Raw genomic sequence first — 24,026 nt, forward strand, 5'->3', positions numbered from 1 at the left:
TCTTAACGTAGCCGCCGCACAGGAATCTGAACCCAGCCGTCAGCCCTCTCATGGCTGCAGTCAATCCCTATCACTGGCGGTGTCGGCGGCGGGTTGGTCAAATCCTGCAGACGCCTTATGCGCTCCTGGATAGGCGGGTGACTGCTCAACCAGCGATGCCGTAGCGGCAGCCTGCGTTTTTTACCGAAAATACTCTCCAGCCAGGCGCTTTGATAGTGCTCCAGGACCTCGAGAGCTTGAGCCAAGCCCTCTGGGTCCCCGGTTAAGGCAACCGCCTCGAGGTCTGCTGCGTATTCGCGATTGCGCGACAGGCTAAGCTGCAGCAGTAGTGCCGCAGTCGGTGATATGACAATTATAAACAGCGAGATCAGCGGGATACCCTGCTCGTGCTCGAGCAGCCAAGGAAAGGCAATCAGCAGCGTAAGCTGAGCAAACAGGCCGAGGTAGACAATAGCGTTTGTTAAGAACGATGCGAGGGCGAGCATGCGGGTATCGCCATGGCGCAGATGGCTCAGCTCGTGAGCAATAACAGCGGCCGTCTCGCGCAGGCTAAGAGCCCGCAAAAGCCCCTCTGTTATCGCAATGCCGCCGTTACCGCGCTGGGCACTGCCGACTGCAAAGGCGTTGATCTGTTCATCTGGGATGTAGTGGAGTAAAGGGACGTATTTTAGCTCGGCGCGGCGGGCCAGTTCGCTGGCGATCTGGTAGAGCCGGGGCGCTTGCCAATGGGCCAGGGGCAGTGCCCCAGAGCGGCGTAGAACTATGGTTGCTGGGACGCCGGATAGAGCCGCTGCGGCCACGGCTACCATAGCCGCAGTCCACAGCAGGCCAGCCCAGCCAGCAAACAGATAGCCCAGCAGCCCGGCCAGAGTAGCCAGCGATCCGAGTAGTAGGCAGGTGCCTAGAAAGTTTTCCAGGCGGCGCTGAATCAACTCGCTGCGGTTTATCGCCGGCACTGCTGAGCTGCCCTCGGCTGACCAGGAGGTTTAAGCCTCCTGGTGGAATTGGATGACGCGCTCGACTTCCTGCTTAGAGCCCAGAATGACCGGGGCGCGCTCGTGGATTTCTTCAGGCTGGATGTCGAGGATCCGTTTCCTTCCGGTGTTGCTCAGGCCGCCAGCTTGTTCGACTATCATGGACATGGGGTTGGCCTCGTACATCAGGCGTAGCCTGCCCCGCTGCCCTTTGGCCTTGGTCTTCTCGTCGATGGGGTACATAAAGATGCCGCCACGGGTGAGTATGCGGTGGACTTCCGCGACCATAGAGGCGACCCAGCGCATATTGAAGTCTTTGCCAATCTCCCCCTCTTTGCCGGCTAGGCATGCGTCAATATAGCGCTTTACCGGCGGCTCCCAAAAGCGGCTGTTAGAGACATTAATGGCAAATTCTTGAGTCTCTTGCGGGATCTGCACGTCCTTGCGCGTCAGGATGAACTCGCCAAAGTCCTTATCGAGAGTGAACATCTGCACACCGTGGCCCCGAGTAGTGAAGACCATCGTCGTAGAAGGGCCATAGAGGCAGTAGCCGGCGGCAATTTGCTCGGTTCCAGGGCGCAGGAAATCTTCGGTGCGCGGGTCTTCTACGTCGTCCGGTGCTTTAAGGATCGAGAATATAGTGCCTACAGAGATATTCACATCAATGTTGGAGGAGCCGTCCAAGGGATCAGCCAGGATCAAATAACGGCCCCGCGGTGCACCCTTGGGGAGATGGTAGACGTCCTCCATCTCTTCAGTTACAAGCCCGGCGATGTGGCCGTTATGGGCTAGCGCTTCTATAAAGACATCATTACTGACGACGTCGAGCTGTTTTTGGGTTTCGCCCTGAACATTTTCACTGTCGGCGCTGCCCAGCATCCCGATCAGTCCGCCTTTGTTGACTAGGTCGGAGATGCGCTTACAGGCAACCGATATGTCATTGAGTAGACCGGTGAACTCACCGGTGGCCTCGGGTAAATTGCGTTGTGTCTCGATGATATAGTTGGTAAGAGTTGTACCTATGTACATAAGTTTTCCCCCTGGCAATTATTGTGTATTTTCATGCTTCAAGGTTAGGCTTTATTACCTTAGCCTCAGCACCGGTAGTTTATCAAAATCGGCTTAATGATAAGACTCTTGTTAATCTCAAGGTGAGGATGTAATGCCCAATAATGCACTTTATGCCCAATCCGGGGGCGTCTCCGCGGTCATAAACGCTAGTGCCTGGGGGGTGATTGAGGCTGTGCGCGGCCACCCTGCCCACTTTAGTACTTGTTACGCGGCGCGCAACGGTATCCTCGGTGTTCTCAACGAGGAGATAATTGACCTCGATGAGGAGGATCCGTTGACCTTGGCCTCGCTGCGCCATACCCCTGGGGGGGCCTTCGGTTCATGTCGTTTTGATCTCGGCGACCCGGATACCGATCGTGAGCAGTACGAGCGCCTGGTTGAGGTTTTTAAGGCGCACAATATTGGCTATTTCTTCTATAACGGCGGCGGTGGCTCGATGGATACTGCCCTGAAGGTTTCGCGCATGGGCGATTTGATGGGCTACCCAATAACGGCTGTAGGTGTCCCGAAGACAATCGATAACGACATGGGTTATACCGATACTAGTCCAGGTTTCGGCTCCGCTGCTAAGTTCATTGCGACGACCGTGCGCGAGGCTAGCCTTGATGTTGAGTCTGCCCATACAAGCTCGACGCGAGTGTTTATTATCGAGGTTATGGGGCGTCATGCTGGCTGGCTGGCAGCTGCCGCTGCCCTGGCTCAGGAGTACGATGGGCGACCACCCATGCTCATCCTCTTCCCCGAGGTGCCTTTCGATAAGAGTGAGTTTCTTACCAATCTGCAGATGGCCGTTCACTGTCACGGTTACTGCGTGGTTGTTGCTGCCGAGGGAATCAAGAACCCTGATGGTAGCCTTTTCTCGGTAGCTCAAGAGCATGATGTCTATGCCTATACCCAGCTCGGTGGTGTCGCGCCTCGGTTAGGTGAGATGATTCGCCAGGAGACGGGGCATAAACTGCATTGGTCAGTAGTCGACTACCTTCAACGTGCGGCCCGCCATCTGGGTGCTAAGACTGATGTTGATCAGGCTTATGCGGTTGGGCGCTCGGCGGTCGAGGGGGTAGTGGCCGGCAATAAAAGCTTTGTGCCGGTAATAAAACGGCTTAGCAATAACCCCTACCGCTGGGGTATAGATCAGGTGCCGCTTGAACAGGTGGCAAGCATTGAGCGGGGTATGCCCAAAGAGTTCATTTCCCCGGACGGTTTCGGCATCACCGCTGCCTGCCGCGACTATCTGCGGCCTTTAATCGGGGGAGAAGATTTCCCGCCTTTCGAGAGCGGATTACCGTGTTATCCACGTATCCGTGGGGTCTTACGGCCCCAGCGTTGCCCGCCTATGGCGTATGGGAGCCTATAGGGAACCTCTAAAAACCACCCCGGCGCCATTATCTGCCCCGGTGTGGAGGTCTTGGCGCCAGGGAGGGCGCCATGAAGCCTCCAGGGATGGATCCACGGCGTCCTCCACACCGGGGCAGATAATGGCGCCGGGGTGGTTTTTAGAGGTTCCCATAGCAGGCTCCCTAGCGCACATGCTCGAGTACTGCATCAGCGTAGAGTGAGGCGATATCCTGTGCCGCACTGACCGTGGCGGCAGCGTTTGTGCCGAGTTGTTTGCGTCCCTGCTCGTCGCGAAAGAGTTCTATGATTGCCTGCTGCAGGTCGGTCTCATTGATAAAGCGTTGCGCCCCGCCGGTGGCACGAAGTCTGTCCGACTCTTCGGCAAAGTTGTACATGTGCGGCCCAAAGAGAATCGGCAGTCCCAGGCGCGCCGGCTCAACAAGGTTCTGGCCGCCGCGATCAACCAGTGAGCCACCGATTATCACCACCTCTGATGCGGCCATGAACGATTCGAGCTCGCCGATGGTGTCGGCTATATAGATGTCTGCGTCTTGCCAGTTCTCGTCAGCTGAGCGCAAAGCAACCCGGAAGCCGGATCTGTGCAGGGTGTCGCGTATTCTTGGACCGCGCTCGGGGTGGCGGGGAGCTACAATTAGCAACCTTGGGACAAGCTGTTCCTCACGTGCAGCTGCTGCCCAAGCCGAGGCTATCCGCTGTTCCTCATCGTCGTGGGTGGAGGCGGCAAGGATTGCCTTTCTGCCGAGAGGGAATGGCTCTATAGCAGAGTCATCTGAGTGGGCAAGCTTCAAACTGCCCAAGGCCCGGATGTGGGCAGGATCGACGCCAAGTTTACTGAAGCGTTTGGCCTCTTCTGTGCTGCGGGCAAGTACAACGTCTACTCGCGCCAGGGTTGCGCTTTGCAAGCGCTGAACCATTGCTGGTACATCCATGGAGCGAGAGGATAGGCGAGCATTGGCGAGTAATAGGGGAATGCCAAAGCGCTTGGTGGTAAAAAAAAGGTTGGGCCAGATCTCGGTTTCCAACACAACCGCCATGCGGGGCTGGTAGACGCGCAAAAAGCGGCGTATTGCCCCCGGCCAATCGATCGGTTGATAGGCGTGGAGAACCCCCTCCGGCAGTTTGGTACGAGCCGTTTCAGCTCCCGTAGCGGTAGCGGTAGTGATCAGCAGGGGAATATCCGGACGGCGCTTTTGGATGGTGCTGATAAGTGGCGCAGCAGTGCGCACCTCACCGACCGAGGCGCAGTGTAGCCAGATTGGTCGCGTTTTGTGCGGCAATTGACCGGCCGCAGAGTAGCGGCCGAGCCGCTCGCTGAGCATGCGTTTGCCCCCGTTCCGATGTGCGCAGCTCAACAACCAGATAAAAATAATTGGAGAGGCGGCGTAGAGTAGGAATGTATAGATAGTGCGCAGCATTAGTAGACTTTAGGTTCTCCGTCGGGGCGGCTCTTAAAGCGCTTATGGGCCCAGAAGTATTGTTCGGGCTGTTCGCGAACCCACCTTTCAATGGTTCGGTTGATGCGCGCGGTGGCTTCGTGCAGATCGCCACCGGGAAAATCTTCAAGTGGCGGCTCAAATATCAGCCGATAACGTCCATCCGGGAGCCGCTTTGGGTAGTAAGGCAATACTATGCAGCCGGTGCGCTCAGCAAGGCGAGCACTGGCCGGGGTGGTTGCCGCAGAGATCCCAAAAAACGGTGCGAATATCCCGCCACGCCGTGGACTTATGTTCTGATCCGGAGCGTACCAGATCACATCGCCGGATTTAAGGGCGCGCATCATGCCGCGCATGTCATGGTTAGAGATGACGTTATCGACCTTTCTGCGCCGGGCACGGCGGATTATTGTAGCGGTTAACGGGTTGCGGTCTTCACGGTAGAGGACTTTGAAGTTGGTTAGCTGACGCAATTTGGCGCCGCTTATCTCCAGCCCCATCATGTGGCAGGAAAGAAGTAGGATGCCTTTGCCGCTCGCCTGTGCTGCGCGCAGGTGCTCGAGCCCCTCAACATCGAAAAGCTCGGCAATATGCTCATCGCTAAGCCACCATGCGGCGCCTATGTCGGTCAGGCCGATGCCCATGTTGCGGAAGTTTTGCTGAGCCATCTCCTGGCGCTGGTGCTCATCTAGCTCAGGGAAACAAATCTCAAGGTTGCGCAGCACTATCCGGCGTGGCTCCGGTGCTAGGTGCCAGCCTATTGCCCCGAGCTTAGCGCCTACCATTTCGCGGGTTTGGAGTGACAAGCTTGCAGCAATTCGCAGCAGGCCGAACTGGAGCCATGTTACCCAAAAGCGCGGATGGCAGAAGCGCAGCCGTAACAGCCTATCGTCAGTAGGCGTAGACTGTCCGCCACGCCGCTTTCGTTTGGTGCTTGTCATCAGATTTTGGCTAAAGTTGGTGGTGTTCAGGGCATCTGATAGGGGTCAGGAGTCGGTGCCGGCGCGCCTCGCAGTGCTGGCAACCGGGTGTCAAAAAGACTTTGGCAATCCCATGAGTTGTTGCCGGTGCGAGTTATCAATAGCGCCTCCATTACCGGATCAGTGCCTACTATAACGAAAAGTCGTCCACCTATAACCAAAGAGCCGTGGAAACCGCGGTGAAGTTCGGGCAGCGATCCGGTGACCGCGATTACATTATAGCGCTGACCATCCCGCCAACCCTTGGCTGCGTCCCCCTCGAGAACGTCAACCCGCCGATTTGAGCGCACTGTGGCGAGGTTCTCCAGGGCTTGCTCACGCAGTTGCGGGTCAATCTCGACGCTGGTTACTTGATCGCACATCTCGGCAAGGCAGGCGGTGATGAAGCCGCTACCAGTGCCTACCTCTAAGGCACGCTCGCCCGGCTGGGGGTTGAGGGCTTGGAGCATGCGGGCCTCAACCCGGGGTTCCATCATAACCTCGCCGTTGCCAATGGGTAGCTGGGTGTCGCTAAAAGCTAACGCGCGCTTGGCGGCGGGGACGAAGTCCGCACGCGGGATAGTTGCAAGAAGATCGGTGACACGCTGATCAAGGACCTGCCACGGCCTGACCTGGCGGTAGACCATGTTGTACTGGGCTGTTTCCGTCGCCGTTGAGTGACCCATCGTTGCGCTTCCTCCTGGGTAATTTTTCTTTATTGGAGTTATGTCTCGGCACTTCCGTCGAGCGTATCTTAGTCTATTATCACGCGCATTCTAAGCCAATCTGGTCGCTACTTTGTAGAAGCACCTCTTGCGCTTGAGCGCGTATGTTGATATAAATTGTCGTTTTTCCCGGCGAGGTGCCGGAGATTAAGGTATCGAGGAGCATAACCATGTCCAAGGTCTGCCAAATAACAGGCAAGCGTCCAGGCACCGGGAATAATGTCTCCCATGCCAATAACAAGACGCGGCGGCGGTTTCTACCGAATCTGCACCACCATCGTTTTTGGGTGGAGAGCGAACAGCGCTGGGTGCGTCTGCGGGTATCTACCCAAGGCATGCGGATCATCGACAAGCGTGGCATAGACACGGTGCTCGCCGAGATGCGTGCCCGTGGGGAGAGGGTCTAATGGCCGGAAAGAGTGGACGTGAGAAGATTAAGCTAGTCTCAAGTGCGGGAACCGGGCACTTCTACACTACTGATAAAAACAAGCGCAACACCCCGCACAAACTGGAAATGAAAAAGTACGATCCGGTAGTGCGCCAGCATGTAACCTACCGTGAGAGCAAACTCAAGTAACCCTAGCGCATGCGACTGAAGGGGAGTGGTTGGCAAATTGCCTGAACTCCCCGAGGTCGAGACAACTAGGCGTGCGCTGGAGCCGTATCTGCAAGGTAAGCGGATTGTCGGCTGCGAGGTATACCAGCCACGCCTGCGCTATCCGATACCTGCCAACCTGCCCTCCCTGCTTCGGGGGCGCAGCGTAATCGCGCTGCGGCGGCGCAGCAAGTATCTGATACTCGATCTTGATAACGGTAGCTGGCTGTTAGTCCATCTGGGCATGTCCGGCAAGATTAGGCTGGTAGATAGTCTTGTCGAGCGCGACCGCCATGATCACGTCGAGTTGGTTGTAGATCGTGAGCAACCTACGCGCCTCCGTCTTAATGATCCCCGCCGCTTCGGCTGTGTTATATCCGGGACCGGTGATCCTTTGGAGCATAAGCTGCTCGCCCGCCTTGGTCCTGAGCCATTTGAATCAGGCTTTGATGGTGCCTACTTGTATAGGCGGGCCCGGGGAAGGCGTATAGCTATCAAGGCATTCCTGATGGATGCCAGCGTAGTGGTGGGAGTGGGTAATATATACGCCAATGAGGCCCTCTACAGGGCAGGGATCAGGCCTGATCGAGCAGCCGGCAAGGTCGCCGAGAAGCGCTACGCTAAGCTGGCAGCGGCGGTGCGTGAGGTGTTGGAGGATGCGCTTGCAGCAGGTGGGACGACACTGCGCGATTACACCGATAGCAACGGCAAACTAGGCTACTTTGTGCAGCAACTGGCGGTATATGGCGGCGGCAGCTGCCCATCTTGTGGCGGAGAGCTCAGACACGTCCGCCTGGCTCAACGCAGTACTTGGTTTTGCGCATGTTGCCAGCGCTGATAGCAAGATGACTAACAATGCTAACACCGCGATTAACACCGCGGGTTACAGCAAGCACTCTGCTTCGTTATTTGCGCTCGTTTAATTGACCCGCGTTGCCATGCGCTATGCACTGGCAACCGCGCTACGCAGCTTCTTGATAGCATTGTTTTCAAGTTGGCGAATCCGCTCCGCTGATACGCCGTAACGTTCTGCAAGCTCCTGCAGCGTTTGCCGCTCTTCCTCAAGCCAGCGCCCCCGCAGGATCTGCTGACTGCGATCATCCAATTTTTCCAGTGCTGTGTAGAGGGTACCGTCCTGGTGCTGTTCCCAGTCATCGCTTTCAGCTAACTCCGCCGGATCGAAGCGCCTGTCCTCAAGGAAGGCGGCCGGAGAGTGTATCCTGCCATCTTCGTCTTCATCGTTTACTAGCGGGTCGAAGCCGATGTCCTGGCCAGATAGCCGCGACTCCATTTCCAGCACGGTTTCAGGCTTGACGCCTAGATCTTTGGCAACCGCCTCAACCTCATCATTAGTCAGCCAGCCCAGGTTCTTTTTTGCGCTCCTCAGGTTGAAGAATAACTTGCGTTGGGCCTTGGTGGTAGCGACTTTAACGATGCGCCAGTTGCGCAGGATAAACTCATGTATCTCAGCCCTGATCCAGTGCACCGCGAACGATACCAGACGTACTCCGACATCAGGATCAAAGCGTTTTACTGCCTTCATCAGGCCGATGTTGCCCTCTTGTATGAGGTCGCCTAGAGCCAGACCATAACCGCGATAACCCCGGGCAATATGGACGACAAAGCGCAGGTGCGACATGACCAGCTGGCGGGCAGCGTCTACGTCGCCCTGATCATGATAGCGCTTGGCCAAATCAAGTTCCTCTTCAGCATCCAGCACCGGTATTTGGTTAACAGCCTGTATGTAGGCCTCTTCGCTGCTGGTTGGCGTCGGTAGCTTGGCGGTATTGAGTTTTATCAGTGCCGTGCTCATATGCTCCTCCTCCGTCGCTAACCCATAAGCTAACGACATGTGTCCTTTCGTCACACCCCATGTTGGGGTTCAGCGAAGGCTTTTCAAGGGGGTTAAGCGCAAAATCTGCTACCTTCTTGGTCAGCTTTACTTATGCATTTTATCACAAAGCTGCGCTTAATTTATAAACGAAGTGCTTACCCAGCCCATCAGCGGGGCTCTATGATCTTAAGGTGACGGCCAACCGCGAGCCAGGCCCCAAGCAGCCCCAACAGGCCGCCGCCGAACAGGAGTACCAGAGTATCGGTAAGGCCAACACCTTGCAGCGCTATATCGCCGGTGTAGGCATCAGCTACCCGCTGCACCGGCTCCTTGAGGCTTAACCGCGCCGCTTCAGTCAGTAGCAAAGCTACAGCGCCGCCGAAGAAACCGCACCAAAATCCCTCATAGAGGAACGGGCGGCGCACGAAGCCATTGCTACCACCGATAAGCTTGGTGATTTCTATCTCTTCGCGGCGACTCTCGATGGTTAGTTTTATAGTGTTGCCTATGACCAGGATGACCGCTATAGCGAGCATAATAGCTAGTGCCCCCAGGGCTCTCTCGGTAAGGCTCATTAAGGCGTGGAGCCTGTTCACCCAGTCTTGATCTAGGCGCATACGCTCAATGTGGGTGTTTTGAGCTAGCTCATTAGCCAGTTCACCAACCTCTTGCGGGTCAAGATCGGTTGATGCCGTGACGATCAGCACCGGGGGCAGTGGGTTTTCTTCGAGTAGCTCAAGTGCTGCCTCAAGCTCGGTTTCAGCCCGAAACTCTGCCAGGGCCTGCTCGGGAGTTATGGTTTCCACGCCGGCAACTCTAGCGTCACTGTCGATCTGCCCGGCTATATCGTGGAGTTGGCTATCTTGGGTCCCCCTGTCCAGGAAGAGTGATATCTGCGGCGCGCCATCTTCCCAGCCACCGGTAGCTCGTTGGAAGTTGTCAAGCGCAAGCCAGAAAGCAGTAGGTAGAGCTATGGCTATCCCGATCACTGCGGCGGTGATCAGGCTGTGCAAAGGCGAGTAACCCAGGCGCACTAACGCTGCGCGCGCTGCTTGCAAATGCTGGAGAAGGTAGAGTATTGGTAGCGGTGGTGGTCTCCCCGAACGAGGCGCATCACTGCGCTTAGGCCGCTTCAGCCGGGTTTTTTCGGGTTTGGATGGTGCGTTGCTGCGCCGTTGCGTTACCTTTTTAGCTGGACGGCGTTGGCGCGGGGTTGCTCCTCGCTCAGTGCGTCGTGCCATTAGAGTTCCCCCCGGTTTGCCGGGCGATCATCAGCCAACTCGCCGTTGCTTAGAGAGATGGTTCGATAGCCAAGAGAGTCGACGAGATTTAGGTCGTGAGTCGCTATCAGCACGGTAGTGCCCAACTCTTTGAAGCCGGCGAATAGCTTCATGATTTCAGCTGAAAGCCCGGGGTCCAGATTGCCAGTCGGTTCATCAGCTAAAAGTACTGGGGGGCGGTTGACAACCGCCCGGGCAATACCTACCCGTTGTTGTTCGCCACCGGAGAGGGTTTGCGGCAGGGCCGACAGTTTGTTCAAAAGCCCCACCTTATCGAGTGCGGCTTGCACCCGGCGGCTGCGCTCACGCACTGGAATACCGGCTATGACCAACGGCAGGGCAACGTTTTCGAAGACGTTGCGGTCAGCGAGCAGGCGGTGGTCCTGAAAGGTCACCCCGATGCGCTGGCGCAACAGAGGCACTTTGCGCCGCGCTAAGGCATTGACGTCTACCCCAGCCACCACCAGGCGCCCACCACTGGGGCGTTCAAGCCGGGGAATCAGGCGTAATAAGGTGCTTTTGCCAGCGCCAGAGTGGCCGGTGACAAAGACCATCTCGCCTTCATCAATGTTGAGCGTAACTCCGCGCAGGCCGTCTGCACCGGCGCGGTAACGCTTGCTAACCCGATCAAAGTGGATCATTCCGAGGCTAGTGCCGTGGCAAACTCCTTGGCGTTGAATGTGCGCAAGTCGTCGACACCTTCGCCGACTCCAACGTAGCGTACCGGTACTTGGAGGCGTTGGGCTAGTGCCAGCAAGACCCCGCCTCGAGCCGTGCCGTCCAGCTTAGTCACAGCGAGGCCGCTGACATTGACCGCCTCACCGAATTTTTCAGCCTGGGCGAGGGCATTTTGGCCATTACCGCCGTCAAGCACTAGCAGGGTCTCGTGCGGCGAGCTTGAGTCCTGGCGGGAAAGTACGCGGCGAATCTTGCGCAGCTCCTCCATAAGGTTGCCCTGGGTATGCAAACGACCGGCAGTGTCGGCGATTAGAATGTCGACGCCGCGAGCGCGCGCCGCCTCATAGGCATCGTAGACTACCGATGCCGAGTCGGCTCCAGTTGCTTGCGCCACCACCGGGCAATTGATCTGTTCACCCCACTCTTTGAGCTGTTCAACGGCCGCTGCGCGGAAGGTGTCGCCGGCGGCGATCATCACCGAGTAACCTTGTTGCTGGTAGCGGGAAGCAAGTTTGCCGATGGTCGTGGTCTTTCCGGCACCATTTACACCTACGGTTAGGATGACGAATGGTTGCCGACTTAGGTCAATCTGGAGCGGCTGTTCGACCGGTTTTAAAACCTTAGCGATCTCATCTTGCAGGGCTTCGAGTACAACGCTACCATCCCGCAGCTCAGAACGACCTAGCTTTTCGATTAGGCCATCAAGAACGGTTTGGGCAGCTTCAATCCCCATGTCGGCCGATAGGAGTCGCGTCTCCAGTTCCTCCAGCATCTCATCGTCGAGGCGCTTACGGCCGACAAAGACATTAGCCAACCCCTCGGTTAGGCCGCTGCGAGTGCGCTTGAGGCCATTACGCAAGCGGCCCATTAGGCCGCGACGTTCTCCGCTTTTCTTGTCATCGCTCATACGGCAATACAGTCCTGACAGTTCAAGTGATTAGCAGGTTGACGATTTCTCTACTGAAATATTTTAACATTACGCGCCTGTCAGGGATGGCAAAACTTACTTGAGGCCCTCAACTGCTTCGGTGTGGAGGACGCCGTCAATCCACCCCTGGAGGCTTCATGGCGCCATCCCTGGCGCCAAGACCTCCACACCGAAGCAGTTGAGGGCCTCAAGGTGGAGTTCTTAGGGGTCTAAAATGGCTCTATTGGCTCTATGAAGTGGTGATAGCTGGCAAATGAAAAAAACTTCGAGTAGTGGCAAGGTTCGCATCGTCGGTGGGCGATGGCGCCGGCACCGCTTGCGGGTGATTGATGTGCCGGGGTTGCGCCCAAGCACTGACCGTGCCCGCGAAACCCTGTTTAATTGGTTGGCCCCGCAGCTTGCGGGTGCCCGCTGCCTAGATCTGTTCGCCGGCAGCGGTGCCCTCGGCCTTGAGGCTCTATCCCGGGGGGCGGCTAGTGCGACTCTGGTAGAGAAAAACAGCAGCGCTGTGGCTTTATTGCGTGAACAAGTTGCCCATCTGGGGGCGAACGCTTCCATTGAGCATGCAGATGCGCTAGTGTTTCTGCGTTGCAACACTGCCACTAGATTTGACATCGTTTTCGTCGATCCCCCCTATGGTAGTGCATTGATTGGTAACTGTATTGACCTTTTGGAACGAGGTGGGTGGCTGAGCAGCTCCGCCTACATATATCTGGAGACCGGCCTGAATGAAGAGCTGCCTCAGCTCCCCTTAGAGTGGCGGGAGTGCCGCTCGGGACGTTGTGGGGGCAGTGCTGTGCGTCTGCTGCGCAAAGATTATTGAGCGAGGAGTTTAAAAATGGGCGTGATCGCCGTCTATCCGGGGACATTTGATCCGATCACACACGGGCATAGTGATTTGATTCAGCGCGGAGCCCGCCTCTTCGACCGGCTTATAGTCGGGGTGGCAGCAAACCCGAGCCCCTCAAAAACGCCTGCTTTTAGTCTTGATGAGCGGCTTGAATTAGCCCGCTCAGCATTGAACGGCGCCGATAATGTCCATATCGAAGCCTTCTCTACCTTGCTGGTTGATTTTGTCGAGCGTCACCGGGCCCAAGTGATAGTGCGCGGTCTGCGTGCGGTTTCAGACTTCGAATACGAATTTCAACTCGCCAGCATGAACCGCCAGCTACGTGCTGATGTGGAGACCGTATTTCTGACCCCCTCGGAGCAGTACTCATTCATATCTTCCAGTTTGGTGCGCGAGGTTGCTGCCCTAGGCGGTGACGTAACCCGCTTTGTCCACCCCAACGTTGCGGAAGCGTTAAAACGCCGTGTCCAGCGGGTGCCATAAACAATCCACCGGGGGGTCAGCCCCGAGCTCGGAACCGCAAACTTGCGGGGGAAGTCCGCGACTGCCATTTGAGTCATACCAATGAGGCCTTCTCCGATGCCAGCGCGGACCGACTAAAACCTTAAACCACCCCCCTCTCAGCAAGCGATACCGGTTCCCCATCGCCGATAACTAAGTGATCCAGCAAGCGGATATCGACTAGATTGAGCGACTCTTGCAGCCTTTTGGTTAGGTTCTCATCGGATTTGCTCGGCTCGGTTACCCCAGATGGATGATTGTGGGCGATTATCACTGCCGCAGCGTTGTGCGCCAGCGCCTTTTTTACCACTTCACGCGGATAGACCGCTGCCCCATCAATGGTGCCGCGAAAAAGCTCTTCAAACCGGATCACTCGGTGGCGGTTGTCGAGGAAGATGCAGGCGAAAACCTCGTGAGGTTCGTGGCGCAGGCGGGCGGCTAGATAGTCACGGGTCTGGAGCGGGCTGGTCAGGGCCGGGCCGCGGGATAGGGACTCCCACAGGTGGCGTCGGCCCATTTCCAGGACCGCTTGAAGCTGGGCAAACTTGGCATCGCCAAGCCCCGGCCGGGCGGCAAAAGAGTCCCGATCAGCTTCGAGCAGGCCGCGCAGGCCATCAAAAGAGCTCAGCAACTCGCGGGCTAAATCGACCGCAGAGAGGCCCTTACGACCGGTGCGCAGAAATATCGCCAGCAATTCGGCATCGGATAATGAAGCGGGGCCATTTTGGATGAGCCGCTCGCGTGGCCTCTCCTCAGCGGGCCAAAGGCGTATCGACATAGTTCTGCCCTCCTTGGCAGTTGGGTGTAAAGATACCTTTAACTGTCGTGCGGGCGATTATACCATGTCGATGTACAATTGCCTGCTGTGATAGTCCAATAAACGAAGTGCACCGGCCTTCTACTAGGAGATCTGATCATGACCCTCGCCCACACGATGGTACTGCTTGCCATCTTCATTCCCATAGGCTTTGCGGCAGCAGCTAAAATTGGTGCTGGCAAGTTTGATAACACTCGCCCGCGTGAGAACCTAGAGCGCCTAGAGGGGTGGCCGCAACGCTCGCACTGGGCACAGCAAAATGGCTACGAAGCATTTCCGCCATTTGCTGCGGCAGTGCTGGTTGCACACCAGGTTGGTGCGCAACAGGAGTGGGTAGATGTCCTTGCGGTGCTCTTTGTGGTTTTGCGCATTGTATATGGCCTCTTCTACATAGCTGACCTGTCGGCGTGGCGCAGCGCAGCGTGGGCCGGGGCGTTCTTCTGTATCATTGGCTTGTTCTTGCTAGCAGCTCAGGCCTGACGAACGACGACATGGATCGAGAGCAGAAGAGCCTTTACCGGGTGCTGCTGATAGTCTCGGGCGGCATAGCAGCGTATAAGTCAGCTGAACTGGTGCGCGAACTGCGCGGTAGGGGTTGTGACGTTAGGGTGGCAATGACGAGCGGGGCGCAACATTTTATCACCCCGCTGACTTTGCAGGCTTTATCCGGCAACCGGGTCCATACCGAGTTGCTTGACGCTGAGGCTGAAGCGGGTATGGGCCATATTGAGCTGGCGCGCTGGGCCGAACAGGTTTTGGTAGCTCCGGCTACGGCCGATTTCCTGGCGCGCCTTGCCCAAGGTCGCGCCGATGATCTACCCGCTGCACTCTGTCTTGCTACTCGTTGCCCGATTGCTGTCGCTCCGGCCATGAATAACGCTATGTGGGAGGCGCCAGCAACCCGCGATAATATAGCTATCTTGCAACGTCGCGGGGTCACCTTTATCGGTCCGGTTAGCGGCGATCAGGCCTGCGGTGAGAGCGGCATGGGGCGCATGTGTGAGGCCAGGGAGATTGCCGCAGCGCTACTCTCATCGGGTAAACAGGCTGGTGCTGCGCCACCATCTGCTCCTGCCTCACAGGATGATACTACGGATGGGGCGTTTGATTACCTGCCGTTGGCTGGCAAAGCGGTTATGGTGACCGCTGGGCCGACTAGAGAACCTCTCGATCCAGTCCGGTATCTGACCAACCGCAGTTCTGGGCGCATGGGCTTCGCTATAGCCCAGGCAGCTCACAGTGCCGGGGCGCGGGTGATTTTGATAGCTGGCCCGTGCGCCTTGCCGACGCCTGCCGGTGTCGAGCGTCATGACGTTGAGAGAGCCAGCGACATGTACTCTGCGGTCATGGCCCGTATAGATGAGGCAGATATTTTCATAGGATGCGCCGCTGTCTGCGACTATCGGCCTATTGATGAGGCGCATGAGAAGATCAAAAAGGGAGCCCAGGGGATTGACCTGGCACTAGTGCCGACCCCGGATATACTCCGTGATGTGGCCTCGCGCAGTCCGCGCCCTTTTGTGGTAGGGTTTGCCGCTGAAACCCACGATGTTCAATCACATGCGCGCGGTAAGCTACTAGCCAAGAATTTGGATATGATCGCCGCAAATCAGGTTGGGGATGGGCAAGCCTTCGATGTCGACGAGAATAGCCTGGAGCTACTCTGGGACGGTGGCGGTAAATCCTTGCCGCAGCAGCCTAAACATGAGCTTGCCCTAGCCTTAATTAAAGTGATTGTGGAACGGATGGGATTGCCCTAACAGTTAGGCACCCGAGTGAGCTAATGGCCAAAAAGATTGAGACACGCATAGTAAATGACCGTTTAGGCGTAGAGATGCCGTTACCTGCGTACGCCACTAGTGGTTCAGCAGCCCTGGATCTGCGTGCCTGTAACCAAGAACCGGTGACTCTTGAACCGGGTCAGCGGGAATTATTTCCAAGCGGCATCGCGGTTAATATCAATGATCCGGGGCTGGTTGCCATTGTCGCCTCCAGGTCTGGGCTTTCGCTTAAGCACGGTGTGCGGGTCGGGCAGGGGATAGGGGTTATTGATTCGGATTACCACGGCGAGATTGGAGTAATCCTCATCAATGATGGCGACCGTCCTTACACGGTAAATCCCGGAGACAGGATTGCACAGTTGTTGTTTCAACCGGTTGAGCAGGTCGAGTTAAAATATGTCGATGAATTCTCTGTGACCACTGAGCGTGGCACTGGAGGGTTTGGCCATAGTGGCAAGTCTTGAAAGGGGAGATGCAAGTGAGTGCAGCTGAAGTTCCCGCCTCTATTTTTAGGGCCTATGATATCCGCGGTGTTGTCGGTAAAACTCTGAGCGCTGAAGTTGCCTACTGGGTCGGTCGTGCAGTCGCAAGCGAGGCCCGCGATCGTGGGGTAGAGCAATTAGTGGTCGGCCGCGACGGCCGCCATTCAAGCCCCGAATTGGCGGCTGCGATAGCCTCGGGGATGAACGACTCTGGCTGCGATGTGGTTGACATCGGCCAGGCCCCAACCCCGATCATGTATTTTGCCACCCACGAGCTGCAGACCGGCTCGGGGATCGCCGTTACCGGTAGCCACAATCCCCCCGATTACAATGGCATGAAGGTGATGATTGCCGGTGACACCCTATCCGGCAAGGCTATCACTGACCTTTATGAGCGGATCCGTGACGGCCGTCTCCACACCGGCAGTGGCAAGGTTGAACAGCGCACCGATTTGGTCGATCTCTATATCCGGCGTATCTGTGCCGATATTCGACCACAGCGCCCTCTCCACCTAATACTTGATGCCGGTAACGGCGTGGCCGGGGCTATTGCACCACGTCTGTTCAGAGAGCTCGGCTGCAGCGTTGAAGAGCTCTACTGCGATGTTGACGGCGACTTCCCCAACCACCATCCAGATCCGGCTGAGCCGGAGAACCTGCATACCCTGATCGAGCGGGTTAAGAGCAGTGGTGCAGATCTGGGCCTAGCCTTTGACGGCGACGGCGATAGGCTTGGGGTCATTGACTCGCAGGGTAAGATCATTTGGCCGGATCGTCAGCTGATGCTCTACGCCCAGGATGTGCTCAGCCGCCGACCAGGCGAGGCGGTGGTCTTTGACGTCAAGTGCAGTATGCATTTGGCGCGGGTTATTGAGGCGGCTGGAGGACAGCCACAGATGTCGCGCACTGGCCACTCGCTGATTAAGGCGACACTGCGTGCTAGCGGCGCGCCGTTAGCGGGTGAGATGAGCGGCCATACCTTTTTCGTCGAGCGCTGGTACGGCTTCGATGATGGTATCTATACCGGTGCGCGCTTGATTGAGATAGTAGCGGCTGATGGCCGGTCGAGTGCCGAGATCTTCGCCGAGTTGCCGGAGGGCGTATCCACCCCGGAGCTGAAGGTCAAGGTAGAGGAGGGGGAGCAGCAGCAGCTCATGGAGGCCTTGATTAGCGAAGGTGAGCGCCGCTTTCCTGAGGCGACTATCCATACCATCGACGGCATCCGGGTTGAGTGGCCGGATGGCTGGGGTTTGATTCGCGCTTCCAATACAACTCCTGTTTTGGTGGTTCGCTTTGAGGCCAATGATGATCAAGGTTTAGCCCGCATTCGTGGCGCCTTCGAGGAGTTGCTCGCTAGTGTTAAGCCAGGCCTGGAGATCCCGGCATGAGCGAGTCGGCCACTTCTCCTGAACTGACTGCCCGGGTCCTGGTAGAAGCACTGCCGTATATACGGCGCTTTCGCGGCAAGACCATAGTCGTCAAGTTCGGCGGCAACGCCATGATCGACGATGAGCTGAAGGTCGCCTTTGCCCGGGATATAGTCCTCATGCGCCTAGTCGGCTTCCGGGTAGTGGTGGTGCACGGGGGAGGCCCGCAAATAGGTGAGCTACTCGATCGAGTCGGCAAAGAGACCGAGTTCATCCAGGGGATGAGGGTAACCGACTCAGAGACTATGGATATAGTCGAGATGGTCCTTGGTGGCTTGGTTAACAAAGAGATAGTCAACCTGATCAACGCTCATGGCGGACGCGCCGTCGGCTTGACTGGCAAAGATGGCGGGCTGATTCGCGCCCGCAAGCTTGAGGTGCAGCAACCGGGCCCAGAGAACCAGGTTCCGGAGATTATCGACATCGGCCATGTTGGCGAGGTCGCCGGGATTAACCCGGAGGTGGTTGAGCTGCTTGAGTCAGGTGAACATATACCAGTAGTTGCGCCGATTGGCGTCGATGAACAAGGCACCTCATACAATATCAATGCCGATTTGGTGGCCGGCAAGATGGCCGAAGTGTTAGGTGCCGAGAAATTACTGCTGCTTACCAATACTCCCGGGGTACTCAATGATCGCGGCGATCTGTTAACCGGTCTAAGCCCTGCAGTGGTAAACGATTTGATCAGCGATGGCACTATCGCCGGCGGGATGTTGCCGAAAATACGCTGTGCCCTTGAATCGGTCAGTAGCGGCGTGCGGGCCGCGCACATCATCGATGGCCGGGTACCGCATGCCGTTTTACTGGAGCTGTTCACCGATCAAGGGGTAGGCACCCTGATCAAAGGCGCAGGTTATGCCGAGAGTGTAGGGGCTTAAAGGTCCCGGATTCCGGAGCTGAGGGCGCCCTTCCCGAATCGCCGGGAGACAACTGACCGCCCCGGTGTGGAGGACGCCGTGAATCCATCCCTGGAGGCTTCATGGCGCCATCCCTGGCGCCAAGACCTCCACATCGGGGCGGTCAGTTGTCTCCCGGCGATTCGGGAAGGGCGGCGTTCCTGATCCCGGATACTTTACTACCGCTGGTCGCGCTGATTACTTTCCTTCTCAATGACCGATCCGGGTCTAATGCCCCAGCTTCGGGTACGCTCTGGCGCCATCTCTAGGGCGGCGACAACTGGTTTTGGTGGTTTATACCCACTCTCCTGCGGTTCCATGATATCCACCGCGACTACCACATTAGCCGCATCTATCCAGGCGATTGCCAACGGCTCGCTGACGTTGCGCATATGGAATGAAGGCCGCGATGAATCGCCCCAGTAGAAGTATATCTTCTCGGTGGCGAGCTGCTCGCTAGATGCCCCTTGAAAGCCCTGGGCCATATGCTCCGGGGTTTTGGCAATGCGCGCTCCCGCTTGTTGGCCATCAATGAGCAGTTGCCCCTGGGGCATCTGTTCGAGCGAATCACGCTGGGGATGTAGACCCATCCCGGCTAGCAGTGGAACCGTCAGCAGTGCCATCAGCAGTATTTTGCTGCGGCGAATCATCTTCATAGATACCGTGGAAAAGGACGTATAGCGCGGGCGCAACCCCCAAGATCAGCACTGTGCCGAAGGCCAGACCGGTCATGACCGCGATCGCCATCGGTGCCCAGAAGGGTCCTGATAGCGCCAGTGGCAGCATGCCCAGAATGGTTGTGGCTGCGGTTAGAAGCACCGGGCGCAAGCGGCTCACACACGCCTCTACCACAGCTTGCCAGGCAGTGTACTGCTCGCTGCGCAGTAAGCGGATTTGATCAATCAGCACTACGGCGTTACGGATCAACATACCAGCTAGGCTCATTGCCCCCAGAAGGGCAATAAAACCGAATGGCTGCTGGAATGCCAACAGACCGACAACCACACCGACCAGCGCTAGCGGCACGGTCAAGGCGACAATGCTAGCATCGCGCAGGCTATTAAACTGCGCGACCAGCAGCAGGGCTATAGCTGCGAGCACTAGCGGGACCTGAGCCAACACACTGGTTCTAGCCTCCCAGGATGCTTCGTGCTCACCGCCCCATTCGAGCTCTATCCCCGGGGGCAAATCATGTTCGCCGAGCTCACTGTCCAGCCGAGCAACCACCCCCTCCGAGGTAGCACCCGGGCGCAGATCTGCTTGGATAGTTATGGTTGGTACGCGGTCTTGGCGCCATATCGAACGCTCCTCCCAACTAGCTTGCAGCTCTGCTACTTGGCGCAATGGGACTGAGCCCTCACCGTTCTGTGGCCAGATGTTTAGCGTTTCCAGGCGCGAGATGTCGCCCCTTTCTGTCTCCGGGAGGCGCCAATGGATGGGTAGGCGGCGATCACCATCAATTAGAACCCCGATAGGACCATCGGCATAAGCCATCTCCAGGGTTTCAGCTATTTCAGCAGTTGAAAGCCCGGCAGCGCGAGCGCGCTCCTGATCTACCTCAACGTCCAGAGAGATAGCCTTTTGACGCCAATTATGGCGAGCGCGAACTGTATCGGTGTCGGCATCAATCCAGTCGCGTAGCTCGTCAGCAACGTTGCGCAGTTGCTGGTGGTCGCCCAATCCGGAAACCCTCAGCTCCAGTGGATAGCGCACCGGGTCGCCCAACTGCATTGGTCTAACCCGTGGCTGGGCGTCTGGAAATCGACCGCTGAGCCAGTTATCGATATCCGCGATAATGGCTTCTAGATCGCTGTCCGGTTTGGTCTGCACAAGGATCTGTGCGTACGCAGGGTTGGGCAGTTCCGGGATCATGGGCAGGTAGAAGCGTGGTGTTCCCTCGCCAATGAAACTCGTCGCAGAAACAACTTTGGGGTGTTGGGCCAGAAACTGCTCAATTCGACGGGTGTCATCAGCCACCGATTCAATGCGGGTGCCTTCGCTGCGCCAATGATCGATAAGCAGCTGATCGCGGTCAGCGGGGGGGAAAAAGATACGCGGGACCAACGTAAACGCCGCAGCGGAGCAAACCAGCACTAGCAGCGTCGCTACCACTGTCTTCAAGCGGTGGCGGAGCATCGTCTCCAGGAGCCGTCTATAGGTGCGGTGATAGATAGTAGCGTGGGGGTCTTCGCCCTGCCCACTTTGGGGCTCAGGCAAATAACGGTAAGCGAGTACTGTGGTCAGGGTAATGGCGAGCAACCAGCTTAAGGCTAGAGCAATGGCGACCACCCAGAACAGCGAGCGGGTGAACTCGCCGACTGCGGTTGGTGTCATGCTGATTGGCGAAAAGGCCAGGGCCGCGATCAGGGTGCCGATCAGCAACGGCCCGGCAGTCTCGCTGACTGCCTCACGGGCAGCTCGAGCCCGATCTACTCCGCGCTGGATGCGGGTCATCATCAGCTCGGCAACTACTATGGCGTTATCAACGAGCATGCCGAGAACGATGATCAAGGCACCGAGTGAGACACGGTGAAGATCGATGCCGATGAAGTACATCACCAGGAAGGTGCTGATGATAGTAAGGGGGACTCCGCTGCCGACTATAACTCCAGTGCGCCAGCCTAGGGCGACGAGCAGGACAGCCACGACGATGGCAACTGCTGTTGCCAGATTGGTGCTGAACTCGTTAACAGCCGCCTCGACATCACGCGGCTGGTCATTGACTGTATGGATCTCCATGCCCACAGGCCTTTCGGCTGTGAGCTGCTCGAGCCGTTCCTCAATCCTTTTGCCCAGCTCGGCGACATTGGTGCCGGGGTCTGGCACAATGCCCAGGGCTATGCCCGGCTCACCATCATGGCGCAAGATGCGTTCGGGTGGGTCGGCATAACCACGATGGACGTTGGCAATATCGCGCAGATAGATGCGCTCATCGGTCTCAGGATTGCGCACTGAGACGCTTTGGACGTCTTCGACGGTGTCAAAGACCCCGGAGACGAAAAGCCCAACACGGTTATCATCAAGATCGATGGCACCCCCCGGGGCGACCACATTCTGACGCTGCAGGGCTTGCACGATTTGACCGGGGTGCAGACCCAGGGCGGCTATCCGTTCGCGGCTGATTTCGACGAAGATTCGCTCGCCCTGGCGCCCAAATAGCTCGCTGCGTGCTACCCCTGGGACGCGCAGCAGCTCACGGCGCAGCTCATCGGCGTAGTCGTCGATCTCGCGCTGGGTAAAACCGTCGCCGGTAACGGCGTAGAGTAGGCCGAAGACGTCACCGTAATCGTCGTCGACAAACGGGCCGCGAGTGCTATCGGGTAGTTCTGCGGCAGCACGCTGAACCTTTTTATTCAGCTCATCCCAGATCTGGCGCAGGCGCTGTCCAGTGTACCGTTCTTGGACGTGGACATAGATTATGGCATTACCGTCACGGCTAACCGATTCTATCTCCTCTAGCTCGCCGAGCTGTTGGATATGGCGCTCGAGGACTTCGGTTACTTCGGCCTCAACGCGCTCGGCCCGCGCCCCCGGATACTCGACGTGAACTAAGGCGGTATGGATGGTGAAGTCAGGGTCTTCTAGCTTACCGAGCTCGCCATATGCCCACACGCCTGAGAGGGCGAGCAAAACTACGCTAAACAGGATCAGGCGAGCTCGGCCAATAGCCCAGGCGCCTATGCTCACCGTTCCTCCTCACCTAACCGGCGGGTCTTTTGGCCCTCACGCAGATGATCTACGCCAGCAACTACAACCTCATCGCCAGCCTCTAGGCCGGCGCCCACCACCACCCGATCACGGTCAAAGCCGATCGCCTCAATGCTTTGCCGCGATACACTACCCTGCTCGGCATCACGCAACCAAACGGAAGGTTCACCGTTATGCTCGAAAACCGCGGCGAGAGGTAGCCGGAATCCATCACCAGGACCCATATCGGCGTGGAATATGACCTCGGCGGTCATGCCGGGGAGCAGCCGCTCATCGTGCTCTTCAACAACGACTCGAACTGGATAGGTTTGGCGCTCAGGCAGGATGTCGACGCCAACGCTCTCTAGCCTGGCGGGATAACTGGTCTCCTTACCCAGCGCCGGGATGCGCACGGTTATCTCTTCTATGCGCTCGCGATAGAGCATAAACTCTTCGGGAATTCCTACCTCTATCTCTATGTGCTGCAGATTTTCGAGGAAGAATACCGGCTCTTGCGGCTGCACCGGTTCATGCTTTTCAAAGCGCCGCTCTGCTACCGCGCCGTCAAATGGGGCGCGCAACTCGGTATATTCAAGGCGGTTGCGCGCATGGGATAGGCGGGCCCGCAGGGAGGCGATATCTGCTTCTGCTTCCTGCCTTTGGCGCTGCGCTTGATCGTACTCCGAGCGCGATATGGCCTGTTCTTCGACGAGATCGGCCGCTCGGCTGTGTTCGGCGCGGGCGTGCGCCAGCCGTGCCTGAGCAGCTAGCAGTGTCGCCTCTAGCTCGTCGACTTCATTGCGAAAGTCACGCTGATCAAGTCGGGCGAGCAGATCCCCCTCGGTGACTCTATCGCCTGTGTCTACTTCCAGTTTATCTATCTCGCCACCGACCCGGAAGGCAAGCCATGCCCGATCAGTCGCCCTGGTGCGCCCAGTAAAGCGACGTTCAGCGAGTTGATCAGGGGCCTCCAAGGTTATGGTTTTGACCGGTCGGGGTAGCTGTTGGTGAGGCTCCTCCACACCTACATCACAAGCACCCAGGCTGGTAGCCAAGAGCAGAATGAGAAGCAGGCGCCGTAGCGGCGGCCATTTACTGTGCATTGGTGCCATGTTTTTGCCGATAAGCACGGATAGCCTCGAGAGTTTCTTGGTCACCTTGGTTTTGAACCAGGTACTCGATGAGATTGTCGAGGGTTATTACAGGCACTACTGGGGCAGATATCGCCTGCTCAACTTCAGCGACTGCTGAGTGCTCGGACTCGCCGCGCTCCATGCGATCTAGGGCGATTGCCGCGGCTACTACCTCGCCACCCTCCTGTCTGATTGTCTGCGCCGCTTCGAGTATCGAGCTGCCTGAGGAGATGACATCGTCAACTACTACTACCCGCCGATTCGCGATCGGCGCACCAACTATCCGCCCCCCTTCGCCATGGTCCTTGAGCTCTTTGCGATCAAAGGCGTACTGCTTATCTGAGCCGCTTAGATTAGCTGCGGCCATAGCCAGGGCGGCAGCTAGGGGAATGCCCTTGTAGGCGGGGCCATAGACTAGATCATAGTTAACCGCTGCGCGCTGAAGGGATTCAGCATAGCAGCGACCGAGCCGATTAAGGGAAGCGCCACTGCTGAAGATGCCGGTATTGAAGAAGTAGGGGCTGAGGCGTCCGGACTTGAGGGTGAACTCACCGAATCGCAGTGCTCCTACCTCCAGCGAGAAGCTGATGAAGTCTTCCTGGTACTTGTACATGTG

Annotated in this window: 25 protein-coding genes; 11 read left to right on the forward strand and 14 right to left on the reverse strand. The window is 57.4% G+C overall.

The annotated features are described in order from the left end of the window. Positions 1–2: 2 nt before the first annotated feature. Both HH1059_RS00695 and HH1059_RS00700 read right to left on the reverse strand, forming a co-directional pair. Complete coding sequence (locus HH1059_RS00695) at positions 3–956, reverse strand: zinc metalloprotease HtpX (RefSeq protein WP_096407153.1); 954 nt, start codon at positions 954–956, stop codon at positions 3–5. 30 nt (positions 957–986) lie between these two features. Then, the gene (locus HH1059_RS00700) at positions 987–2,003 is read right to left on the reverse strand and encodes a class 1 fructose-bisphosphatase (protein ID WP_096407156.1); all 1,017 of its coding nucleotides are present in this window, start codon (positions 2,001–2,003) and stop codon (positions 987–989) included. A 133-nt stretch (positions 2,004–2,136) separates the two neighbouring features. Here HH1059_RS00700 and HH1059_RS00705 point away from each other — a divergent pair, with 133 nt between their 5' ends. Continuing rightward, a complete protein-coding gene (locus HH1059_RS00705) occupies positions 2,137–3,402 on the forward strand; it encodes a 6-phosphofructokinase (RefSeq protein WP_096407158.1) in 1,266 nt (421 codons plus the stop codon). Positions 3,403–3,565: 163 nt separating this feature from the next. Here the strand turns inward: HH1059_RS00705 and HH1059_RS00710 are convergent, their stop codons facing one another. The 3 genes from HH1059_RS00710 to HH1059_RS00720 all read right to left on the reverse strand — a co-directional run bounded on the left by HH1059_RS00710 (position 3,566) and on the right by HH1059_RS00720 (position 6,482). Then, positions 3,566–4,723 (reverse strand): 3-deoxy-D-manno-octulosonic acid transferase, encoded by a 1,158-nt coding sequence (locus HH1059_RS00710; RefSeq protein WP_162549263.1) that lies wholly within the window; start codon positions 4,721–4,723, stop codon positions 3,566–3,568. A gap of 95 nt (positions 4,724–4,818) precedes the next feature. Beyond that, positions 4,819–5,778: an LpxL/LpxP family Kdo(2)-lipid IV(A) lauroyl/palmitoleoyl acyltransferase gene (lpxL, locus tag HH1059_RS00715; protein WP_096407164.1), complete on the reverse strand. Its 960-nt coding sequence runs from the start codon at positions 5,776–5,778 to the stop codon at positions 4,819–4,821. Between the two features lie 26 nt (positions 5,779–5,804). After that, entirely contained in the window at positions 5,805–6,482 is a 678-nt protein-coding gene (locus HH1059_RS00720; protein WP_096407166.1) for a protein-L-isoaspartate O-methyltransferase family protein, read from the reverse strand. A 209-nt stretch (positions 6,483–6,691) separates the two neighbouring features. On the opposite strand from HH1059_RS00720, the gene rpmB reads away from it, so the two are divergent. From rpmB to mutM, 3 genes are read left to right on the forward strand one after another with little or no spacing between them, the layout of a single operon-like run. Next, entirely contained in the window at positions 6,692–6,928 is a 237-nt protein-coding gene (gene rpmB, locus HH1059_RS00725) for a 50S ribosomal protein L28 (protein WP_096407169.1), read from the forward strand. Further along, positions 6,928–7,098, forward strand: coding sequence for a 50S ribosomal protein L33 (gene rpmG, locus HH1059_RS00730; RefSeq protein ID WP_096407171.1), 171 nt, complete (start codon positions 6,928–6,930; stop codon positions 7,096–7,098). Before rpmB ends, rpmG begins: the two co-directional genes overlap by 1 nt. Before the next feature lie 37 nt (positions 7,099–7,135). Continuing rightward, on the forward strand, positions 7,136–7,954 hold the full coding sequence (gene mutM, locus HH1059_RS00735; RefSeq protein ID WP_096410271.1) for a bifunctional DNA-formamidopyrimidine glycosylase/DNA-(apurinic or apyrimidinic site) lyase: 819 nt from the start codon (positions 7,136–7,138) through the stop codon (positions 7,952–7,954). 105 nt (positions 7,955–8,059) lie between these two features. Here the strand turns inward: mutM and rpoH are convergent, their stop codons facing one another. The 4 genes from rpoH to ftsY all read right to left on the reverse strand — a co-directional run bounded on the left by rpoH (position 8,060) and on the right by ftsY (position 11,815). Then, positions 8,060–8,929, reverse strand: a complete 870-nt coding sequence (rpoH, locus tag HH1059_RS00740) for an RNA polymerase sigma factor RpoH (RefSeq protein ID WP_096407174.1) — start codon at positions 8,927–8,929, stop codon at positions 8,060–8,062. A 188-nt stretch (positions 8,930–9,117) separates the two neighbouring features. After that, entirely contained in the window at positions 9,118–10,191 is a 1,074-nt protein-coding gene (ftsX, locus tag HH1059_RS00745) for a permease-like cell division protein FtsX (protein ID WP_096407177.1), read from the reverse strand. Further along, the gene (gene ftsE, locus HH1059_RS00750) at positions 10,191–10,871 is read right to left on the reverse strand and encodes a cell division ATP-binding protein FtsE (protein WP_096407179.1); all 681 of its coding nucleotides are present in this window, start codon (positions 10,869–10,871) and stop codon (positions 10,191–10,193) included. The genes ftsX and ftsE overlap by 1 nt, the downstream gene beginning before the upstream one ends. Then, positions 10,868–11,815: a signal recognition particle-docking protein FtsY gene (gene ftsY, locus HH1059_RS00755; protein ID WP_096407182.1), complete on the reverse strand. Its 948-nt coding sequence runs from the start codon at positions 11,813–11,815 to the stop codon at positions 10,868–10,870. Before ftsY ends, ftsE begins: the two co-directional genes overlap by 4 nt. Before the next feature lie 274 nt (positions 11,816–12,089). On the opposite strand from ftsY, the gene rsmD reads away from it, so the two are divergent. Both rsmD and coaD read left to right on the forward strand, forming a co-directional pair. Next, positions 12,090–12,659, forward strand: coding sequence for a 16S rRNA (guanine(966)-N(2))-methyltransferase RsmD (rsmD, locus tag HH1059_RS00760; protein WP_096407185.1), 570 nt, complete (start codon positions 12,090–12,092; stop codon positions 12,657–12,659). A gap of 15 nt (positions 12,660–12,674) precedes the next feature. Then, positions 12,675–13,169, forward strand: a complete 495-nt coding sequence (gene coaD / locus HH1059_RS00765; protein ID WP_096407187.1) for a pantetheine-phosphate adenylyltransferase — start codon at positions 12,675–12,677, stop codon at positions 13,167–13,169. Positions 13,170–13,290: 121 nt separating this feature from the next. Here coaD and radC read toward each other — a convergent pair whose 3' ends face one another. Then, entirely contained in the window at positions 13,291–13,965 is a 675-nt protein-coding gene (gene radC / locus HH1059_RS00770; protein ID WP_096407190.1) for a RadC family protein, read from the reverse strand. Between the two features lie 138 nt (positions 13,966–14,103). On the opposite strand from radC, the gene HH1059_RS00775 reads away from it, so the two are divergent. From HH1059_RS00775 to argB, 5 genes are read left to right on the forward strand one after another with little or no spacing between them, the layout of a single operon-like run. Then, positions 14,104–14,484 (forward strand): MAPEG family protein, encoded by a 381-nt coding sequence (locus tag HH1059_RS00775; RefSeq protein WP_096407193.1) that lies wholly within the window; start codon positions 14,104–14,106, stop codon positions 14,482–14,484. Positions 14,485–14,495: 11 nt separating this feature from the next. Then, the gene (locus tag HH1059_RS00780; RefSeq protein WP_096407195.1) at positions 14,496–15,764 is read left to right on the forward strand and encodes a bifunctional phosphopantothenoylcysteine decarboxylase/phosphopantothenate synthase; all 1,269 of its coding nucleotides are present in this window, start codon (positions 14,496–14,498) and stop codon (positions 15,762–15,764) included. A gap of 23 nt (positions 15,765–15,787) precedes the next feature. Beyond that, entirely contained in the window at positions 15,788–16,249 is a 462-nt protein-coding gene (gene dut, locus HH1059_RS00785) for a dUTP diphosphatase (RefSeq protein WP_096407198.1), read from the forward strand. 8 nt (positions 16,250–16,257) lie between these two features. Further along, positions 16,258–17,655: a phosphomannomutase/phosphoglucomutase gene (locus HH1059_RS00790; RefSeq protein ID WP_197710728.1), complete on the forward strand. Its 1,398-nt coding sequence runs from the start codon at positions 16,258–16,260 to the stop codon at positions 17,653–17,655. After that, positions 17,652–18,572 carry an acetylglutamate kinase gene (gene argB, locus HH1059_RS00795; protein WP_096407200.1) on the forward strand — a complete coding sequence of 307 codons (921 nt, stop codon included), beginning with the start codon at positions 17,652–17,654 and terminating at the stop codon, positions 18,570–18,572. Before HH1059_RS00790 ends, argB begins: the two co-directional genes overlap by 4 nt. 197 nt (positions 18,573–18,769) lie before the next feature. Here argB and HH1059_RS00800 read toward each other — a convergent pair whose 3' ends face one another. The 4 genes from HH1059_RS00800 to pyrE are packed head-to-tail and all read right to left on the reverse strand — an operon-like array spanning position 18,770 to position 24,023. Further along, positions 18,770–19,180 carry a DUF192 domain-containing protein gene (locus tag HH1059_RS00800; RefSeq protein WP_231901972.1) on the reverse strand — a complete coding sequence of 137 codons (411 nt, stop codon included), beginning with the start codon at positions 19,178–19,180 and terminating at the stop codon, positions 18,770–18,772. Beyond that, a complete protein-coding gene (locus tag HH1059_RS00805) occupies positions 19,158–22,277 on the reverse strand; it encodes an efflux RND transporter permease subunit (protein WP_096407206.1) in 3,120 nt (1,039 codons plus the stop codon). The genes HH1059_RS00800 and HH1059_RS00805 overlap by 23 nt, the downstream gene beginning before the upstream one ends. Next, on the reverse strand, positions 22,274–23,380 hold the full coding sequence (locus tag HH1059_RS00810) for an efflux RND transporter periplasmic adaptor subunit (RefSeq protein ID WP_096407208.1): 1,107 nt from the start codon (positions 23,378–23,380) through the stop codon (positions 22,274–22,276). The genes HH1059_RS00805 and HH1059_RS00810 overlap by 4 nt, the downstream gene beginning before the upstream one ends. Then, positions 23,370–24,023 (reverse strand): orotate phosphoribosyltransferase, encoded by a 654-nt coding sequence (pyrE, locus tag HH1059_RS00815; protein ID WP_096407211.1) that lies wholly within the window; start codon positions 24,021–24,023, stop codon positions 23,370–23,372. The genes HH1059_RS00810 and pyrE overlap by 11 nt, the downstream gene beginning before the upstream one ends. Between the last annotated feature and the right edge of the window lie 3 nt (positions 24,024–24,026).

It is taken from the genome of Halorhodospira halochloris, assembly GCF_002356555.2.
Classification (GTDB): Bacteria; Pseudomonadota; Gammaproteobacteria; order Nitrococcales; family Halorhodospiraceae; genus Halorhodospira; species Halorhodospira halochloris.

Coding starts and splice junctions, on each gene's coding strand:
- HH1059_RS00780 (WP_096407195.1), top strand. CDS start 14,496: ATGGATCGAGAGCAGAAGAGCCTTTACCGGGTGCTGCTGATAGTCTCG.
- HH1059_RS00800 (WP_231901972.1), bottom strand. CDS start 19,180: ATGGGTCTACATCCCCAGCGTGATTCGCTCGAACAGATGCCCCAGGGG.
- ftsX (WP_096407177.1), bottom strand. CDS start 10,191: ATGGCACGACGCACTGAGCGAGGAGCAACCCCGCGCCAACGCCGTCCA.
- dut (WP_096407198.1), top strand. CDS start 15,788: ATGGCCAAAAAGATTGAGACACGCATAGTAAATGACCGTTTAGGCGTA.
- HH1059_RS00790 (WP_197710728.1), top strand. CDS start 16,258: ATGCAAGTGAGTGCAGCTGAAGTTCCCGCCTCTATTTTTAGGGCCTAT.
- HH1059_RS00700 (WP_096407156.1), bottom strand. CDS start 2,003: ATGTACATAGGTACAACTCTTACCAACTATATCATCGAGACACAACGC.
- ftsE (WP_096407179.1), bottom strand. CDS start 10,871: ATGATCCACTTTGATCGGGTTAGCAAGCGTTACCGCGCCGGTGCAGAC.
- argB (WP_096407200.1), top strand. CDS start 17,652: ATGAGCGAGTCGGCCACTTCTCCTGAACTGACTGCCCGGGTCCTGGTA.
- rpmG (WP_096407171.1), top strand. CDS start 6,928: ATGGCCGGAAAGAGTGGACGTGAGAAGATTAAGCTAGTCTCAAGTGCG.
- pyrE (WP_096407211.1), bottom strand. CDS start 24,023: ATGTACAAGTACCAGGAAGACTTCATCAGCTTCTCGCTGGAGGTAGGA.
- lpxL (WP_096407164.1), bottom strand. CDS start 5,778: ATGACAAGCACCAAACGAAAGCGGCGTGGCGGACAGTCTACGCCTACT.
- rsmD (WP_096407185.1), top strand. CDS start 12,090: ATGAAAAAAACTTCGAGTAGTGGCAAGGTTCGCATCGTCGGTGGGCGA.
- radC (WP_096407190.1), bottom strand. CDS start 13,965: ATGTCGATACGCCTTTGGCCCGCTGAGGAGAGGCCACGCGAGCGGCTC.
- ftsY (WP_096407182.1), bottom strand. CDS start 11,815: ATGAGCGATGACAAGAAAAGCGGAGAACGTCGCGGCCTAATGGGCCGC.
- HH1059_RS00810 (WP_096407208.1), bottom strand. CDS start 23,380: ATGCACAGTAAATGGCCGCCGCTACGGCGCCTGCTTCTCATTCTGCTC.
- HH1059_RS00775 (WP_096407193.1), top strand. CDS start 14,104: ATGACCCTCGCCCACACGATGGTACTGCTTGCCATCTTCATTCCCATA.
- rpmB (WP_096407169.1), top strand. CDS start 6,692: ATGTCCAAGGTCTGCCAAATAACAGGCAAGCGTCCAGGCACCGGGAAT.
- rpoH (WP_096407174.1), bottom strand. CDS start 8,929: ATGAGCACGGCACTGATAAAACTCAATACCGCCAAGCTACCGACGCCA.
- HH1059_RS00705 (WP_096407158.1), top strand. CDS start 2,137: ATGCCCAATAATGCACTTTATGCCCAATCCGGGGGCGTCTCCGCGGTC.
- HH1059_RS00710 (WP_162549263.1), bottom strand. CDS start 4,723: ATGCTCAGCGAGCGGCTCGGCCGCTACTCTGCGGCCGGTCAATTGCCG.
- HH1059_RS00720 (WP_096407166.1), bottom strand. CDS start 6,482: ATGGGTCACTCAACGGCGACGGAAACAGCCCAGTACAACATGGTCTAC.
- coaD (WP_096407187.1), top strand. CDS start 12,675: ATGGGCGTGATCGCCGTCTATCCGGGGACATTTGATCCGATCACACAC.